The organism is Pseudomonas wayambapalatensis (assembly GCF_049942315.1).
Taxonomy (GTDB): domain Bacteria; phylum Pseudomonadota; class Gammaproteobacteria; order Pseudomonadales; family Pseudomonadaceae; genus Aquipseudomonas; species Aquipseudomonas wayambapalatensis.
On record NZ_JBNFMU010000187.1, the window covers coordinates 47,029 to 62,933 of the forward strand.

15 protein-coding genes are annotated in these 15,905 nt (G+C 59.0%); 1 reads left to right on the top strand and 14 read right to left on the bottom strand.

All coding sequences use genetic code 11. From position 1 onward, the window contains the following. Nucleotides 1-19 precede the first annotated feature (19 nt). The 12 genes from ACPZMI_RS14710 to ACPZMI_RS14765 form a co-directional block, all read right to left on the bottom strand. Entirely contained in the window at nucleotides 20-703 is a 684-nt protein-coding gene (locus ACPZMI_RS14710; RefSeq protein ID WP_411382652.1) for a hypothetical protein, read from the bottom strand. A 185-nt stretch (nucleotides 704-888) separates the two neighbouring features. Beyond that, nucleotides 889-1,842 carry a retropepsin-like aspartic protease gene (locus ACPZMI_RS14715; RefSeq protein WP_426352536.1) on the bottom strand — a complete coding sequence of 318 codons (954 nt, stop codon included), beginning with the start codon at nucleotides 1,840-1,842 and terminating at the stop codon, nucleotides 889-891. Nucleotides 1,843-1,875: 33 nt separating this feature from the next. After that, nucleotides 1,876-3,579 (bottom strand): peptidoglycan D,D-transpeptidase FtsI family protein, encoded by a 1,704-nt coding sequence (locus ACPZMI_RS14720; RefSeq protein WP_186720475.1) that lies wholly within the window; start codon nucleotides 3,577-3,579, stop codon nucleotides 1,876-1,878. Beyond that, nucleotides 3,576-3,977: a peptidoglycan-binding domain-containing protein gene (locus ACPZMI_RS14725; protein WP_426352537.1), complete on the bottom strand. Its 402-nt coding sequence runs from the start codon at nucleotides 3,975-3,977 to the stop codon at nucleotides 3,576-3,578. The genes ACPZMI_RS14720 and ACPZMI_RS14725 overlap by 4 nt, the downstream gene beginning before the upstream one ends. A 53-nt stretch (nucleotides 3,978-4,030) precedes the next feature. Continuing rightward, on the bottom strand, nucleotides 4,031-4,519 hold the full coding sequence (locus ACPZMI_RS14730; protein ID WP_186720477.1) for an OmpA family protein: 489 nt from the start codon (nucleotides 4,517-4,519) through the stop codon (nucleotides 4,031-4,033). A 49-nt stretch (nucleotides 4,520-4,568) separates the two neighbouring features. Continuing rightward, nucleotides 4,569-5,510, bottom strand: coding sequence for a DNA-binding transcriptional regulator DsdC (dsdC, locus tag ACPZMI_RS14735; RefSeq protein WP_186720624.1), 942 nt, complete (start codon nucleotides 5,508-5,510; stop codon nucleotides 4,569-4,571). Nucleotides 5,511-5,743: 233 nt separating this feature from the next. After that, nucleotides 5,744-6,934 carry an aspartyl protease family protein gene (locus tag ACPZMI_RS14740; protein ID WP_186720478.1) on the bottom strand — a complete coding sequence of 397 codons (1,191 nt, stop codon included), beginning with the start codon at nucleotides 6,932-6,934 and terminating at the stop codon, nucleotides 5,744-5,746. 27 nt (nucleotides 6,935-6,961) lie between these two features. Beyond that, entirely contained in the window at nucleotides 6,962-7,195 is a 234-nt protein-coding gene (locus tag ACPZMI_RS14745; RefSeq protein ID WP_156343784.1) for a hypothetical protein, read from the bottom strand. Between the two features lie 118 nt (nucleotides 7,196-7,313). Then, nucleotides 7,314-9,638: an ATP-binding protein gene (locus ACPZMI_RS14750; RefSeq protein ID WP_426352538.1), complete on the bottom strand. Its 2,325-nt coding sequence runs from the start codon at nucleotides 9,636-9,638 to the stop codon at nucleotides 7,314-7,316. A gap of 32 nt (nucleotides 9,639-9,670) precedes the next feature. After that, nucleotides 9,671-10,363 (bottom strand): response regulator, encoded by a 693-nt coding sequence (locus ACPZMI_RS14755; protein WP_186720482.1) that lies wholly within the window; start codon nucleotides 10,361-10,363, stop codon nucleotides 9,671-9,673. A 139-nt stretch (nucleotides 10,364-10,502) separates the two neighbouring features. Next, nucleotides 10,503-11,660: a cationic peptide resistance protein CprA gene (gene cprA / locus ACPZMI_RS14760; RefSeq protein ID WP_426352539.1), complete on the bottom strand. Its 1,158-nt coding sequence runs from the start codon at nucleotides 11,658-11,660 to the stop codon at nucleotides 10,503-10,505. A 71-nt stretch (nucleotides 11,661-11,731) separates the two neighbouring features. Beyond that, the gene (locus ACPZMI_RS14765) at nucleotides 11,732-13,138 is read right to left on the bottom strand and encodes a YadA family autotransporter adhesin (RefSeq protein WP_426352540.1); all 1,407 of its coding nucleotides are present in this window, start codon (nucleotides 13,136-13,138) and stop codon (nucleotides 11,732-11,734) included. 1,186 nt (nucleotides 13,139-14,324) lie between these two features. Between ACPZMI_RS14765 and ACPZMI_RS14770 the strand changes: the two genes are divergently transcribed. Beyond that, nucleotides 14,325-14,816: a DUF1543 domain-containing protein gene (locus ACPZMI_RS14770; RefSeq protein WP_063544656.1), complete on the top strand. Its 492-nt coding sequence runs from the start codon at nucleotides 14,325-14,327 to the stop codon at nucleotides 14,814-14,816. Nucleotides 14,817-14,844: 28 nt separating this feature from the next. On the opposite strand, the gene xth is transcribed toward ACPZMI_RS14770, so the two are convergent. Together xth and ACPZMI_RS14780 are read right to left on the bottom strand one after the other, a co-directional pair. Then, nucleotides 14,845-15,642: an exodeoxyribonuclease III gene (xth, locus tag ACPZMI_RS14775; protein WP_426352541.1), complete on the bottom strand. Its 798-nt coding sequence runs from the start codon at nucleotides 15,640-15,642 to the stop codon at nucleotides 14,845-14,847. Beyond that, nucleotides 15,639-15,881: a hypothetical protein gene (locus ACPZMI_RS14780; protein WP_186664182.1), complete on the bottom strand. Its 243-nt coding sequence runs from the start codon at nucleotides 15,879-15,881 to the stop codon at nucleotides 15,639-15,641. Before ACPZMI_RS14780 ends, xth begins: the two co-directional genes overlap by 4 nt. Nucleotides 15,882-15,905 lie beyond the last annotated feature (24 nt).

Genomic DNA, 15,905 nt, shown 5'->3' on the forward strand with positions numbered 1-15,905 from the left:
CAGCGCCTGGGCCATTGGCCTACATATCCCGATGAAGCAGCGTCTTGCCGATATTCTTCAGCACCTGGAAGTACTGCTTTCGCCAGTTGGCTTTCCAAAAGATTTCGTCGGGATAGGTGCCATCCAGTGAGCGGGAGGTAACGATGTCGCTGGGGGCCAGATTTTCCGACTGCTGCTGACTTAACATCGGAAACGCCATGAACGCCTTGAATCGCTTCGAGAAAACCCGGTCAATCGCTTCCCCCGCATAAGGTGCATGACTCACCAGGCGCTCACAGCCCGCGCGGGACAAGATATACGCATGCGTCCCCTTGGCGCGGACCCGTGCGATTCCCCGACACCAGGTAAGCCAGACCTTGCCGAGGTTGGCGCCCAAGTAAAAAAGTTCTGGCTCATGGCGGTTCAGGAACGCGTTAATTTGTGCCACTTGAATCAACTTGAACGGCACCAATGTTGCATCGTCTTCCAGAATAAGCACTCGCTGGTAACCCCGCCTCAACGCTAACTGGGCGCACGCTGCATGAGAAGTAAAACAGCCTCGTTCCGGGCATTCATTGTCACGCTCTACCAACAGAAATTCGATAGGTAATTGGCTACAGGCAAACTCGCTGTTGAAGAGTGCCCGACGATCTGAACGTTCCCGAATACTGATACAGAAAACCCCATCGACTTCCAAGTTTCCGAGGGCCGTAGTTTTGAACATAGCTATGAGTTCCTGGTATCGCGCACATCATGAATAAACGGCGACGCGCGAACGCCGAATATAGGTTCGTCGATTTTCTGAAATATCAAGGCATCCTGTATTTAGGATGCCCCCGAAAAGAACGTGAATAATCAGGGCGCAATGCGCGCAGAGCAGGCACCGTGGATAGGCTGCTCTATCGGTATCTACAAGCGTCGAGCGGTAGCGCGTGCGTTGAAGCAGAACAGCATGTCGGACGGCAGCAAGGCATAGCGATCGAACCGCGCCAGGAAGTCCATGCCGACCCCTTGTTCGTCATCGGTGGCGCTGGCGAAAAGCACCTCACCCACGGGCCAGTCGTCCATCTCTAGACCGTCCACCCGAAAGTCCGCCCAGAGTTTGGCATTCAGAGGCACGGTCATCCCGCCTTCGATGGCTAGATCCGTCACCCGCCCACCCAGGCTCCGGAGCTTCTCAACCGCTTGCTCAGGCAGCGAGTTTTCCTCGAGGAGCGTGTTCAATTGCAGCGGCACGGGTTGTCCTGAGTAGTTGAACCAGAGCGTCGGGGAGTTGCCGTGACTGTCGCTGTAGCCGCTGCAGTGGTCGTAGTCGGAGAGCGATGGCGTGCCTTGAGCGATGAGCAGCGTCTGCTCGAGGTTGTCGACGATCCAGCTGAAACGCCTGAAAGTATCCATCCCCAGAAGACCATCGATTCGCACGCCCATGAGCTGCTCATAGGCGGAAAGATCCAACGTCAGCCACGGATCACTTCCCATGACAGTCTGCGTACCAATCTGCAATGGCAAAGGATGAGCGACGCCAAGCCGGTCGCCGCCGAGGGTGGTTCTGATGGTCGTTACGCCCTCACGGTAGATTTCCGGTATCTCGCTCGGGGCCATATCCAAGACCAGGTCGCCTGCAAGCCGCTGGTCGAGGATGGTGAAATTCGAACCCGTCGCCAGCAGGAATCTGTAACGTTTACCGCCGATGGTCACTGGCACGACCAGTCCGTTCCGGGTCTCGACCTTCAACACAGGCTTGAGCGCAAGATCTACCCGACCACGCGCGTCGCCGGGCTGGTTGCAGCCTGTCGCCATGAATGCGAGCAGAGCAAGCAGGAAGATGGTCTTGATGCTGCCGTCAGGGGCGATCTTCGCCATGGTTACCTCCGTTGAGTACATGATTGAGCTTCATTACTGCACCGCTGGCCGCAAGCCATCGCCAGGGACATTGTTCAATCGCAGCGCCGCGGCCATGATCCGGCTGAATACGGGAGCTGCCACCAGGCCGCCGTAATAGCCACGCTTGCTGGGTTCGTCGATGACCACGACCACCACGAAGCGAGGTGCACTTGCCGGAGCGAATCCGGCGAAGATGCCTTGGTAGGCATTGGCTCGATAGCCACGAGCATCGGCTGCGGTCTTCCGGGCGGTGCCGCTCTTTCCGGCCACCTGATAACCAGGGACTCGCGCGCGGAAGGTGCCACCATTGGCCTCCACCACACGGGTCAGCATCTGGGTGATCGCTTTGGCCACATCGGCAGGTAACACCTGCTCACTGCCCTGTGATGGCTGCCGGGCCACAAGCGTCGGCTCCACCAACTGCCCTTCGTTGGCCAGCGTTGCGTATGCCCTCGCCAGCTGGACCGCGGTGACCGACAGGCCATAGCCATAAGACAGCGTGGCGGTTTCTGCAGGGTTCCAGACCCGATGCGCAGGCAGGACTCCTGCCCGCTCACCCGGAAAACCCAATTGCGTATCGACGCCAAAGCCGACCCTGCTCAGCAAGGAATGAACCCGCTCTCCACCGATATCGAAGGCGATCTTGCTCATGCCGACGTTGCTGGAGCGCAGCAAGACATCACTCAAGCCCAGGACCCTGCCCTGGCTTCTTGATACATCGCGCACGGTATAACGGCCGATCTTGAGCGTACCGTCACCTACGTCCACGGTATCCGTAGGCTTCCAGCGACCACTTTCGAGCGCTGCCGCCATGGCGAATGGCTTCACCGACGACGCCGGCTCGAAGACATCGGTCAGTGCACGATTGCGCATGGCCTCGCGGGGCAACGATGCGCGATTGTTCGGGTTGTAGGTCGGCAAGCTCACCAGCGCCAGCAACTCACCGGAGCGGATGTCCATTACCACAGCGGAGCCGGCCGTTGCCGCCTCTTGTTCGATTCCACGCTTGAGTTCGCGAAAGGCCCAATACTGCAGACGCATGTCGATCGACAGCTTCAGCGTCTGGCCAGGCCGCGCGGGACGCACGGTACCAAGATCGCTACTGAGATTGCCCTTGCGGTCCTTGATCACCTGGCGGATACCTGGCACGCCTTGAAGCGCGCTATCGAATGCCAGCTCGACACCTTCGATGCCCTGGTCATTGTCATCGGTGAAGCCGGTGATGTGCGCGGCTGTCGCACCGGCCGGATAGAAGCGCTGGGACTCTTCCAGCCCGGCAACCCCCTGAATGCCCGCGTTCCTCAGGCTGTCGAGCCGTCGTTGGGCCTCATCAGGGGGCAGGCGTCGGCGCAAGTAGACGAACGCCTTTTTTGCATTGTCGTCCAACTGCCGGTTCAGCTTCGCCGGGTCCATGTCCAACAGCCTGGCGAGTTCCGGCCAGCGTGCACGCTGCGATTGCAGCATCCGCGGGTCCGCCCAGAGCGTGGTGACCTGCGTGCTGACCGCTAGCGGTTGGTCCCTGCGATCGGTGATCACGCCTCTGGACGCCGGCAATTGCAGATGCCGCAGGCTTCTGGAGTCGCCCTGCTGGATCAGGAAGGCGCTGCCTGAGACCTGTAACTGGAACAGCCTGACGCACAAGACTGCCGACAGCACCACCACCAACGCGACCGCAACACGGAACCGCCAGGGGCTCGAAGCTTGCGCAGGTCTCATGGCGATGTCGGGCTGCTGCTGGGCGACTGAGCGTTATCCGGCGTGGCGGGTGCGTCCTTGTGGTGCAACAACCACGCAGGTACCGGGATACCCAGATGAGTCAGGGTAGGTGCATTGATTGCACCCGTGGCGGTCAGACCGTTGTCACGCTGATAGCGGTAGAGCGCTTGTTGCGTTGCACTGCCAATACACCCATCGAGCGGCTCTCGGTAGTAACCTCGCTCGGCAAGTATCCGTTGCAGGTCGCGTGTCATACGTGCGCCAAGCGCGGCAAAGGCTTGTTCGTCCAGGCTCTCGCAGACCTCGCTCAACGCAGGCGCCTGCTCTTTCAGCGCGGGAGCAACAGTGCCCTGCTGTGGCATGACGGCCTGACGCAGCGACACAACCAAGGTAGACATGAGCACAAGGGCCAACAGTCCGGCGCACACCGACGCCGTTGCGACAACCGGCCTCATTGGCAAGCCACTCCCCTGCCCGGTTCGGACCACGTCACGCCCACACGTCTGTTTACCTGTTGGTGACGCTCGTCTGGCCGGGTTTCGATAGGCAAGCGATTACCGACCGCCCGTGTGACGATCTGCCGAGCCTGCACCCCCTGCTTGAGCAAGACATACCTGACCATCTGCACCCTGGCGCGCGATAGCGCCACGCTGGGCTCGTACTGCTCGAACTGATCGGCATGGCCTCTGATGCACACCCGTTGACCTGGGTTTTGCGCCAGTTGCCAACCCAAGGCTTGCAGGTCGTATAGATCGTCCTCGCTCAAGGTGGCCTGGTCGGACTCGAAGTACAGATAGTGGTCTCCCCCTTCCACCACATCGCTAGCTGCACGAGGCTTGTCGCCTGCCTGAAGCGCGGAAGGCTTGGACGCAGATTGCACCGTCATGACCGAAAGGCCCGCCATGACCAGCGCAAGTGCCAGGATATTTTCTGAAGCCACAGGTCTACCTCCGTCTGAATCGAATTCGAGGAAAGGGTCGGCTGGCCACTCACGCAAAGGCATGCTGCTTCAACCAGTCGACCAGCACTTGCATACGCCTTGGCAGCGGATCCAAGGGTGGATGCACCAGGTAATAGGCGTAATCGTTGGCCGGCTGGAAACTGCCCCAGGGCGCTATCAGTTCCCCGCGGGACAAAGCGTTCTTGACCAACTGTTCGCGGCCTATCGCCACACCCGCGTGATTGATCGCCGCGAGCATGCACAGGTCGGAACGGTCGAAAGTCAGGAACCGCGAGCTCAACGGGGCCTCGCTGCCTACCGCCCTGAGCCACAGTTGCCACTCGGCGTCGAAAGACGAGTTGTGCCAGGCGGCGCAGTCATGGATCAGGGTGCAGCGCTGCAGTTCGTCCATCCGCCCATCAAGGCCATGGCGGCGGGCATATTCGGGGCTGCAGACCGGCGCGATGCGCTCGGCCATGATTCGGCTGCTCACAAGCCCGGGGTAATCACCGTCGGAATAACACAGCACGAGGTCGACGCTGCGGGTGCGATAGTCGACCTGCTCATTACCCACGCGGATATCCAACTGCACATCAGGATATTGCTCTACGAAGCCAGCGAGCCTTGGGATCAGCCAGCACTGCACGATGGAAGGACGCACATACAGGCTCAGTTGCCCACGCACCTGTTCATCGGCGCGTGACTGTATGGCCTGGTCGAGCGCATCCATGGTGTTCTGCATGATCTGGTAGAACCGCTCGCCGTCGGCCGTCAGGCTTACCTGGCGGGGCAGCCGGTGAAACAGCTTCAGCTTCAGCCCTTCCTCCAGCCGGGCAATGCGATGGCTTACAGCGCTTGCGGTCAGGAACAATTCATCGGCAGCCTTGGAAAAACTCAGGTGCCGTGCGGCAATCAGAAAGGTATGCAGATTGGACAGGTGTGCACCCTGTACTCGTGGTAAACCAGGATCTTTTCGAATCAGGTAATTCATTAACCGCTCACGACTCATTGACTGTTGCGCGAACTGCGCTGGTTATAACTCACCGATGTTCTTATCAGTGCCGCACCTGTGGTTACTGCCTCCTCGGACCGCACTGCGTCACCTGGAACGGGATTGCACACGCGCAACGGTAAACACTCACGCGATACATCGGCAAATGATCCGTGGTCAGGTGACTGTTAACGCAGTTTCAATTGTCCTGCCAACGCCCGCACGCCCAAGCGTTATAAATCGACCTGCATAACCTGATGATTGCGAATAATGTGCAAATTGAGTTTCCCAGGCGGGGTCGTCTTCAATAGATTTCTCACCGTCTCTATTTGACGTGGCACATACACTTGACCGTTGACCTGCTTGATCACATCTCCATTGAGCAAACTCGACTCCCTCAACTGGTCAACCGTGTTGTAATCGAGCGTGATTTGCCCATCTCGCACTTTTATCCGTATGTCACGATAGGCCAGCGGCAAGGGATCTACTGGCTTGAGTCCGCTGTAGCAAAACATCATCTTCGATGGAATGAAGGCATAGCGACTGAAGCGACTCAACACATCCATGCCCGCGCCATATCGATCAGGCACTTCGTGCACTTCCATCATGCCCAGTGGCTGATTGTTAAGGGTGACGGCATTGACCACATAACGCGACAACTCTGAGATTCCGTTGGCGTTGGCGACAACGTCCATACCCGGATTCACCTGCAGAGCCCCCTTCTCCGTGCTCAGGTGATCGACAAGCTCTTTGGCGATATAGCTCCTCGACGCACCGGTATCAATGGGCATGAGCACCTGCTGCTCACCCATTGCCAACAAGAGCTCCGGCTGTGAACCGTATTTATCGGAGTAACCAATGCACTCATCGAACGCACTCACTTCAAGCGGACGCTGAGTAATCTGGATGACCTTTTTTTCGTTGGACACATCCCAACTGAACTGCCTGAACGTGTCCACACCCAGTATCCCGCTGACCTGCACGCCAATCGCCTCACTCAGCGGAGATAGATCCGTAGACACCCAGACATCCTGGCCTACCAGCGAGAATGGCCCAAGTTTCAAAGCGACGGGCTTGATAAGGTCGAACCGGGAAGGATCCACCGCACCACGCGTACCCTGAAGTTTGGTGAGATCCTGGTACACGGTCTTGTCGACGAGGGTGCGGGTGTCCAAGGGCACTGTGACCTGACGAGCCAACTGCCTGTCAAGGAGCACCACCGGGACACCACTGTCGAGGAGAAAGTTGTAATACTTACCGGCAATGTGCACGCTCACCAGCGGCACAGTGTCGAATGGCTGCTCGTAACTTTTACTTTGAGATGGCGCACCCTCCTCAAGGTGCGAGCTGTGCAACCACTCCGTGCAGAGCAGCATGAAGATCAGTGCACTTATGCAAAGAAAGAGTTTGTTATCCCAGATCACGTTGCGGTGCCTCGACGAATGGCTGGTTCAGTTTGAATGCTTGCGGCGTTTCTTGACGTTCTCTGCATCCCGTACCGCACGGTCAAACCGTTCACCGGCATGTTCACGTTCGCTGCGCATATCATCACGTTCGGCTTGATAACAGACGTCCCGGCTTACACCGTACGCCTGACACTCATCCAATCGTTGATCCATCGTTTTACAACCACTGCACAATATGACGAATGCAATCGCCATCCCCTTGGAAACTGTGATCTTCATCAATGACCTCTTTTCGTACACTCAGTTAATCAAATTGCGCGCGCACGCACCCGCCCGGCCAATAATGGCCAGCGTCAAATCAGCGATGGGTTGGAACGGTGTATTGTTGTTAAAAGTGTCAGCGGGCGATCTTTTCCGCCAGTACCTTGCGAAGATGCATCACGTCGTTGCCGGCCTGATCGAAACGCTCTACCTGCACATGAGACTGAAGATCTTTAAGGCAAAGAATCATCCTGGGGTAACCGAGTACTGCACAGGCCCCCAGCAATCGATGAACGCGATAAAGCGCTGCTTCCTTGTCGTACCCCTCGATCGCCGCCTCCAGTGCGTCTACATCGATCTGCAGCGAATCGGCTGCTGCCTGCAGAGTACCGACCGACAGAGCGTCCTCGAACGCTTCGGCGATGTGCATGTCAGCCCATAGCGCAAGCGTGTCCCTGAGCTTGCCCAGCCTTATCGGCTTGCCCAGCACGCCATTCATCCCCGCGTCGAAACAGGCGATGGTATGTGCCGCGTCGTTCTGCGCCGACACTGCGACGATAGGTGTTGGCGTCGCGCCGTTCACCACCTCTGCCTGTCGCCAGCGACGAGCTACCTCATAGCCGGTGATATCCGGCAGTTGGCAATCGAGCAGCACGATGTCGAAGCGGTTCTGCTCAAGTGCCAGCAACGCATCGCCCCCGGTTTGTGCAAGCATCGAGTGACAACCCAGAACCTCCAGCTGTGCTTGCAACACGATCTGGTTGGCGGGCGTGTCCTCCACCAGCAGAACTTGCAAAGCCTGCTCGACTTGACGCACCTGGAATGCGCCTGCTTCGGGGACTGTTTGTGCAGCGTGATGCATTGAGGGCTCATGCAGCTCACAGGGGATCACCACCGTGGCCACTGTACCCTTGCCAAGCTCGCTGGACAGCCCGATCGACCCGCCCATCAGCTCGCACAGCTGGCGGCAGATCAACAGACCCAGTCCGGTACCGCCAGAGCGGTGGCTGGCGGAACCCGAGGCTTGTGTGTAGGGCTCGAACAGTTTTTCCAGACTATGGGAATCGATGCCGATACCCGTATCGATGACCTGGATCCGCAACTCGCCCATCCCCGGTGATGAAGCCTCGGTATTCAGCCCGACCGTCACCTTCACGCCCCCCGCCGCCGTGAACTTGATCGCATTACTGATCAGGTTCTGCAGAATCTGTTCCATGCGCACCTTGTCCAGCATCAGCCACTGCTGGATGCCAGATGCCTGTACCAACTCCAGCGTCAGCCCTTGCTCACGCGCCTTTACAGCGAACAAGTCGACCACCGAACCGATCAGGCGCATGACGTCCACCGGCGCAGGGTCAAGCTGCAGGCGCCCAGCTTCCAGCTTTGAAACGTCAAGCACATCATTGAGCAGATAAAGGAGGTTTTCCGACCCGCTTCTGGCCAGGTCCAGCAAACGGCGCGATTCGGCTGAAAGCTCTTCGCCGCGCCCCAGCAACTCGATGGACGCAATGATGGCGTTCATCGGTGTACGTATTTCATGCGTCAGTACTGCAATGAACATCTTTTTCTCACTTTCACTGCGGATCGCCTCGCGCCGTTCCTTACGGGCATGAAAGGCGAAGAAGAGGATCAGCAGAAGGCTGACGACAAGCACTCCAAGAATCGGCCCGTAATAGCTGAACATCACCCTGAGCGTCGGCGCACCGTAAGTGGCGTAATCGAAGCTTCGCTCCTCCATTTCATAGGCGCGCTCGGCGCTGACTGAAGCGAGCGCCTTGTCGATGATCCCGTGCAGAATCACCAGGTCGCGCCGCACACCCATCGTCAGCTCTATCGGAAGGCTGGCGATGCCTCCTGAGACCTGCAGCAATCCACCGTACTTCCTGCGCAGGTAAGGCAGCAGCGTCTGCCCCACGCCCATGGCCGCATCGGCCCGCCCTTCTAATACTGCAATCAGGGAGTCTTCGGGGGTGCGGGTCGCCAGTATGATTATTCCGGGGTACAGCGCGCGGACCCTTGCCTCGTATTCTCCACCGCCCTTGACCGCGACCACTCGACCTTCCAGTTGCTTGACATCGAAGACCATCGAATTGTCTTCGAGCGCGACAATGAAGGTATTGCCGATGTAGTACGTACGAGTTTCGCTGACCAGTGCGGCAAAAGCCGGCTGGGCAAAATCACGCACTAGCGACGACACCAAATCCACTTCACGCCGTTCGAGCAGGCCGGCCACGGTGGACCAGTCACCACTTGGTACCGGGACGAAGTGCAGCCCCGTGTTCTGTTCGATGAAGGCGAGCAACTCTCCCGCTAACCCCTTGATTTCCCCATCTTCCATGTACTCGATCGGCATCCAGTGTCGGTCGGCTGCAACCCTGACTACTGGGTTGGCCTGAATCCAGGCCCGCTCCTCTTCACTCAGCCTGAATTTCTGCGCGGCCACTGGCGGTGCCAAGCTCACCAGAGTCACCAAGCTGAGCAGCGCCAGACACCTCAAAAGGCACCCGACTGATGCTTGAGGTTGAACAGCTCGGCATCCGAGGTCACCCCCAGCTTGCGGAAGGCCGACCACTTCTGGGTGCTGATGGTCTTTTCACTGCGTTGGAACTTGCGGGCGATCTCACTGACCGTAAGGCCTGCAAGAAAACAACGAATGACCTCGCTTTCCTTGGCTGACAGCCGCACCCCCTCGACTCGCACCGCGTTGCATTCCACCGAGGGCGTCGGTGCTCGCTGGAGGGCCGAATTGACGCTGACCTCCACCAAACGGTAGGCCATGTCCGGGTCAATGTAGGTCTTGCCTCTGGCCACGGTGCGGATGCCGCTGATCATATGAGCCATGTCCTGGGTTTTGCCGACAAACCCGCAGGCGCCCACACGCATGGCCAGGCTTACGATCGCAGGCTCATAGTGCGAAGAAAAGATCAGTACCGCACTGGCGGGAAACCTGGACATCAGGGCGCGGATCAGCGAAACGCCATCGAGCTCGTTCGGGCTCAGGGTGTAATCGACCAGCAACACATCCGCAGGCGCAGTGCGCAAGCCGGTAATCATCTCCAGGCTGGAGGCGTAGCTGCCCACGACCTGGATATCCGGCTCCTCGCCGATGCGCGCGACAACCCCACAGCGCACCACAGCATGATCATCGAGCACGGCAACACGTATGATGGCGGAAGAAGCGCTCATGTCAGCTCCATCTATGATCAGCACCTTTTTGCATTCCGATGCGAGGGCCTCACGCCTGAACGAACGCACGGCAAGCGTTCAGCCATCGCCTGCCTATCCTGGCTGAAATAATAGCCATACGCCAACACCGCGCAGCTCTTCACTTGAAGTCCCACTGCATCTGTTGCGTGATCGCGACGCCTCTGGACGTTCGAACACAGGCTTCAAGATAGTCGGTAAAACGCGGCGGCGGCGTAATGCCTTCATCCAGCAAACGGCTGTTGTCGAATACGTAGTTGAGATTGGCGAAACCACTGTACAGGCGCAAAGCGCGCATGATCAGACGTGGGTTGCCTGGACCGATGCGAGACTCGAAGTCGGCCGCCAGCACCGGCAGATCCTCGACACCCACTTTCTGATAACGCTCGCCCACCGGCTGCGTCGCGCAGGCAGCAGCAAAGGCCTGGTCGATATCGGAAAACGTACAGGCAGCGTCCCGGCCTGCGGAGATATGATAGAGGTCATGCCGCAGATGGCGTTTGAGCGCAAGATTGATCAGCGCATCGGCGCAATAGTCGACCGGGATCACATCGATCTTCTCTTCCAGATCACAGGTGAAGCTTTCCAGGGCCAGCCCCATGCGGAACATCCAGAAGATGCTGCCCGACGGCTGGCAACCCAGGGTGCGGTGTCCGACCACGATCGAAGGCCTGGCCACGACCAGGGGTAGATCAGGCAGTTCCTGACGCATGCGTCGCTCGATTTCGGCCTTCGAAGCGGTATAGGGCACCAGTTGTGCGTCGGCCTGCGGAAAGCGCCAGGATTCACTGACCAGCGAATCGCGATCAGGGCCGCAGCTCATTGCCGTTCCGACATGCACGAAGCGCTTCAGGCGCGGCATGCGGCTCATCGCCTTGGCAAAGGCAAAGGTGCCCTCCACGTTCACCGGCCAGATGTTTGGATTCTTCGAAAAAGATGCCACGGCCGCGCAGTTGATGACCCGATCGATCGTCATCAACCTCGGTGACTCGGGCTCAAGCCAGGAGGTATCCAGCAGGTCGCCACAAATCACCTGATCGGCGTTGAGCGACATCCGCCCGACTTCCCCTACACCGTGCAGGCTCAGATTGGTACGCACACGCTCCAACCCCTGCTCCGGGCTGCTGGCCCGTACCAGGAAGCACAGCTGGCTAACGTAGCCGTATGCGATCAGTTGAGCGGCGACCGAACCACCGAGAAAGCCTGTTGCCCCAGTGATCAACAACCGCTCACTGATGGCAGCCCGGGTTTTCGCTATAGCATCGATCTGCATGTTCATACACTCCTAACCATCGGCGAGACAGGCGATCACGCCCGCCCACCTCGCCGTTCAACGTTAATCGAAACGGATTACCACTGATAACCGACGCCCACTGCCGCACCAGCGTCGTTGCGGGTGTTGGTGGACCCGCTGAAGTTGGTCGACCAGCGACCGCTGGGCGAGACATACGAGACACCCACCGCCAGCGCCGACTCGCCACGGTAGTTGCCCACCGCCACCGAGGTCATGCTGCCGCCGGCGACCATCGACCGCGGCAGGTTGGCCATGGCCATGGCGCCAGCGATACCCGCACTGAGCGTGCTGTCCTGCTGCTTGAGGTCGCGGTGCAGTTGCGCGTAACGCTGGTCGGTGTAGGCATTCGCCTGCTCGGTGGCAGCGGCCGTGGCGCGAGTCAGTTGGGCAATGTTGGCGGCATCCGTGCCGCGGCTGCCCGCAGCGACGTTGGTAATCTGCCGCTCGGCACCGGCTTGCCCCACAGAGACCGTGTTGCTGCGGTCGGCAACCGAGTTGGCGCCCAGGGCAACGCTGTTGCTGGCAGTGGCCTTGGCATCACTCCCCACCGCAGTGGTGCCACTGCCTTCGGCACGTGCTCGGGCGCCCATCGCCACGCTGTTGTCACCCGCAGCCTGAGCAGCGCCGCCACCGGCCACGGCGTCTTTACCGGTAGCCTGGGGCTGACGCAGGTTGCTGCGGGCGCTGGTCTGGAAAGCGCCGCCCACGCCTCTCTGCAAGTTGGCCACCTCAGCGCTGACTTTGCTCACCGATTGCGCGGTCTGGGTCGCAACGCCCTGCACCGCCTCGATGGATTGGCGCACCGTGACGACGTTGGCATCGGTGTAGGCCTTGGCCGCAGCAATGTCATTACCAGTACGTGTAGCCAGTTCGCCAAGCTGGGTGCCAAGCTGACCGATACGCTCGTTCGAGGACGACAACTGGCTGCCGTTGACTGCATCAGTACTGCTGGCAGTCAGTGCGCCGGCCTGGACGTTGGACAGGCGCGCGGCCTGACCACCAGGATTGAGGGTCAGCTGCGCCTTGTTACTGGCGTCGTCATATTTGACAGCTGCTTGCGCGGTCTGGGTCGCAACGTCCCGGACCGCCTCAATGGACTGACGCACCGTGACAACATTGGCATCGGTGTAGGCCTTGGCTGCAGCGATGTCATTGCCGGTACGTGTGGCCAGTTCGCCAACCTGGGTGCCGAGCTGACCGATACGCTCGTTCGAAGACGACAACTGGCTGCCGTTGACTGCATCGGTGCTGCTGGCAGTCAGTGCACCGGCTTGGACGTTGGTCAGGCGCGCGGCCTGACCACCTGGATTGAGGGTCAGTTGAGCCTTGTTACTGGCATCGTCGTATTTGACGGCAGCGTTGGCAGTGTTCTTGACGCTTTCGCCGACGGCAACCAGTGCATCGGCTACGTTATTGCTGGTCGAGACTGAAGCTTGGGCATTACCGTTTGCATCGACATCCACGGTAGTAAAGACCGGAGCACTGCGAGCGTCCTGCGTCTTGACCGAAGGAATCTTTGCACCACCACCCAGCGAGTCGGCAATTAACTTGTTATTAGCATTGGTCTTTTCATGGAGGTCCTCAAAACCGTCAGTTAACCTCTTAAAACCGGCGGTGAACCTCTTGATTTCCTTCTCAACAGGGTCAGCCAAGCTCTCAACTCCGAAATAGTCGGCCACCTTATTCGCGTCTTGTACGCGACGTTCGAACAGATCGCGCGTCGTAACGAACGTGCCATCGCCTTTACCTAATGAGCCGACCATAGCTGTAAAAGCACCAGGCTCAGTGCCAGGCAGCGGAAGGACCTTGCGAATATCTGCGTTAATCTTTTCCCATTTTTCGGTCAGTGCCTTGATATTGGCATCAAGACGTGCATCATCCGCAGCGGTTGGCGCCGGCCCCTTCACATCGGTAACTTGCACAGCCCATGCTACTGGCGAGCCTCCCATTCCCAACACACACGAGACCAGCACACCACCCATCCACCGCTGCCTGCCCGGTGCAAACTTGATATTCATTTTCGACTTCATGACCAACCGCCAACCCCTTCAATCCAATAATTAATCGAGGCCATCACCTCGACCTGCTTGTGATAGGGAGTCGCTCTTCGCGCATAGGCATCCAATCCAGTGACGAAAAATCGCCTGGAAGTTCAAAATGCAATATCAGCGCCCGGATGAACTACCCGCACTTCAGCGACCGAAAAAACGAATGCATCGAGATACCTTCAAGTCGCGCGAGCAACTCGAACAGTGACTGTGCACAGGTGGGCGAAATTAAAGGCTTTCATAAAGAAAATGCCCATCCCTGGGCATTAATGCACCCAGCACCCGCATCCATCAGGCGCTTTCTTCAAAGAGCGAGCCCTTCCGAGCTGACGCAAGTCCTTGGCATTTCAATAAGCTTCGTCACACGCTCAGTGCACACTTAAAGAGCCCAGAAGCACCCACCCCCTGAACACGAGCGCTATCTTCCAGTAAATACCCGGGCGAAAATATCGGAGGATTCCTAAAAACTAAGAAAAAGCCTATTTAACTATCAGACAAACCCTCATGCGCATGAGCAGCGGCACAATGCCGACACGCCGCCGAGCACTCAACCACGCGCTGTGCCACCATATGCCCCCTGCCCCTCACCACAGGCTCACCCATGCTCTACGTTGTCATGCTCGGAGGAAGACATCCTCGGGCCAGCATCGAAGTCCACGACGTGGTCTTCGCCCACGCCGACACGCTCGACCAGACCTACCCGCAGCTGCGCAGCGCCTGGTTCGGTAGCCCTAAAGGCTTGCACATCGATTCCTGGCTGGAAGTCCATGGTGTGGATGGCTATCGCGTCGAGCTCGGCCACGCCGCACCACCGCCCGGCGCCATGCGCTTGTTCTTGCTGAACCTGGGAGGCTACGCACCTGGCGTGTTTGGCGAGGATCACCGCTACTTGCTGGTAACGGCTACCGACAAGGCCGCCGCCAAGCAGATTGGCAAGCGACGCATGGCAGCCGGTTGGCTGAAGCCGCATACCGACACAGTGGTGGATGTCGACGACTGCCTGCCGGTGGACCTGGTCGACGGTCGCTACGTGCACCTGGTCGAGGGCGAACATCGAGGCACGTTGCAGCGCAGCGACTACATCGTCATCTGAGCGACGGCGTCGACCGAAACGCTGACCGCTAACGTTGCTGGCGGCGCCTGCCCAGTTCGATCCAGACCGGCGCATGATCGCTGGCCTTGGCCTCGTTGCGTACCCAGGCATCCACACCCGCCCGTTTCAGATAGGGGGCGAGGTCGGGATTGAGCAGCAAGTGGTCGATCCGCAGCCCGGCATTGCGTGCCCAGTGATTGCGAAAATAATCCCAGAACGTGTAGATGCGCTGCTCTGGGTACAGGTGGCGAACAGCATCGACCCAGCCTTGCGCCAGCAACTGCTCGAAACACGCCTGTGACTCAGGTTGCAGCAGCGCGTCCTTCAGCCACGAACGTGGGTTGTAGATATCCAGATCAGTCGGCACGACATTGAAATCGCCCGCCAGCACCGTGGGATGGCTGCTGCCATGCAGTGCCTGGGCATGCTTGATCAGGCACTCGAACCAGCGCAATTTGTACTCGAACTTCGGGCCGGGTTGCGGGTTGCCATTGGGCAGATACAGACAGCCCACCAGCACGCCATGCACCGCAGCTTCGAGATAGCGGCTCTGCTCATCGTCCTCCATGCCGGGCAGCCCACGACGGACCTCCAGTGGTTCGCTATCGCGTGCCAGGATTGCAACGCCGTTCCAGGAGGGTTGCCCTTGGTAAAGGCAGCCATAACCCGCCGCCTCAAGCGCCTCGCGAGGAAACTGTTGATCGGCCGCCTTCAATTCCTGCAGGCAGACGATGTCCGGTTGCTCCCGCGCCAGCCAGGCCAACAACGCGGGCAGACGGCTGCGGATGCCATTGATATTGAAGGTGGCAATCTTCAGCGCTTTCATGCGTCAGGGTCGTTTACGTGGGCCTGGACGGCGTCTTCCAGTGCCCGGATATGGGCCTGATCGGCCAATGCCTTCAGCGCCAGCCAGTCATCCCAGTCGATGGCACCATCGTCACGCAGCGCCTCGGCGGTGCGAACCAGTTCATGGTGGTAGGCATCCGGCGACTCGCGCCGGTAACTGACGTCGTCGTACTGTGCGTACCAGGCTTCAAGTTCGGGAATGCTGCGTTCGATGCTCATGGTGGCGGCCTCGTTATACCTCTG

Excerpts from the sequence above, each read along its gene's own strand:
- xth (WP_426352541.1), bottom strand. The coding sequence starts at position 15,642 with ATGAAAGCGCTGAAGATTGCCACCTTCAATATCAATGGCATCCGCAGC.
- ACPZMI_RS14755 (WP_186720482.1), bottom strand. The coding sequence starts at position 10,363 with ATGAGCGCTTCTTCCGCCATCATACGTGTTGCCGTGCTCGATGATCAT.
- ACPZMI_RS14710 (WP_411382652.1), bottom strand. The coding sequence starts at position 703 with ATGTTCAAAACTACGGCCCTCGGAAACTTGGAAGTCGATGGGGTTTTC.
- ACPZMI_RS14770 (WP_063544656.1), top strand. The coding sequence starts at position 14,325 with ATGCTCTACGTTGTCATGCTCGGAGGAAGACATCCTCGGGCCAGCATC.
- ACPZMI_RS14715 (WP_426352536.1), bottom strand. The coding sequence starts at position 1,842 with ATGGCGAAGATCGCCCCTGACGGCAGCATCAAGACCATCTTCCTGCTT.
- cprA (WP_426352539.1), bottom strand. The coding sequence starts at position 11,660 with ATGAACATGCAGATCGATGCTATAGCGAAAACCCGGGCTGCCATCAGT.
- ACPZMI_RS14745 (WP_156343784.1), bottom strand. The coding sequence starts at position 7,195 with ATGAAGATCACAGTTTCCAAGGGGATGGCGATTGCATTCGTCATATTG.
- ACPZMI_RS14780 (WP_186664182.1), bottom strand. The coding sequence starts at position 15,881 with ATGAGCATCGAACGCAGCATTCCCGAACTTGAAGCCTGGTACGCACAG.
- ACPZMI_RS14720 (WP_186720475.1), bottom strand. The coding sequence starts at position 3,579 with ATGAGACCTGCGCAAGCTTCGAGCCCCTGGCGGTTCCGTGTTGCGGTC.
- dsdC (WP_186720624.1), bottom strand. The coding sequence starts at position 5,510 with ATGAATTACCTGATTCGAAAAGATCCTGGTTTACCACGAGTACAGGGT.
- ACPZMI_RS14725 (WP_426352537.1), bottom strand. The coding sequence starts at position 3,977 with ATGTCTACCTTGGTTGTGTCGCTGCGTCAGGCCGTCATGCCACAGCAG.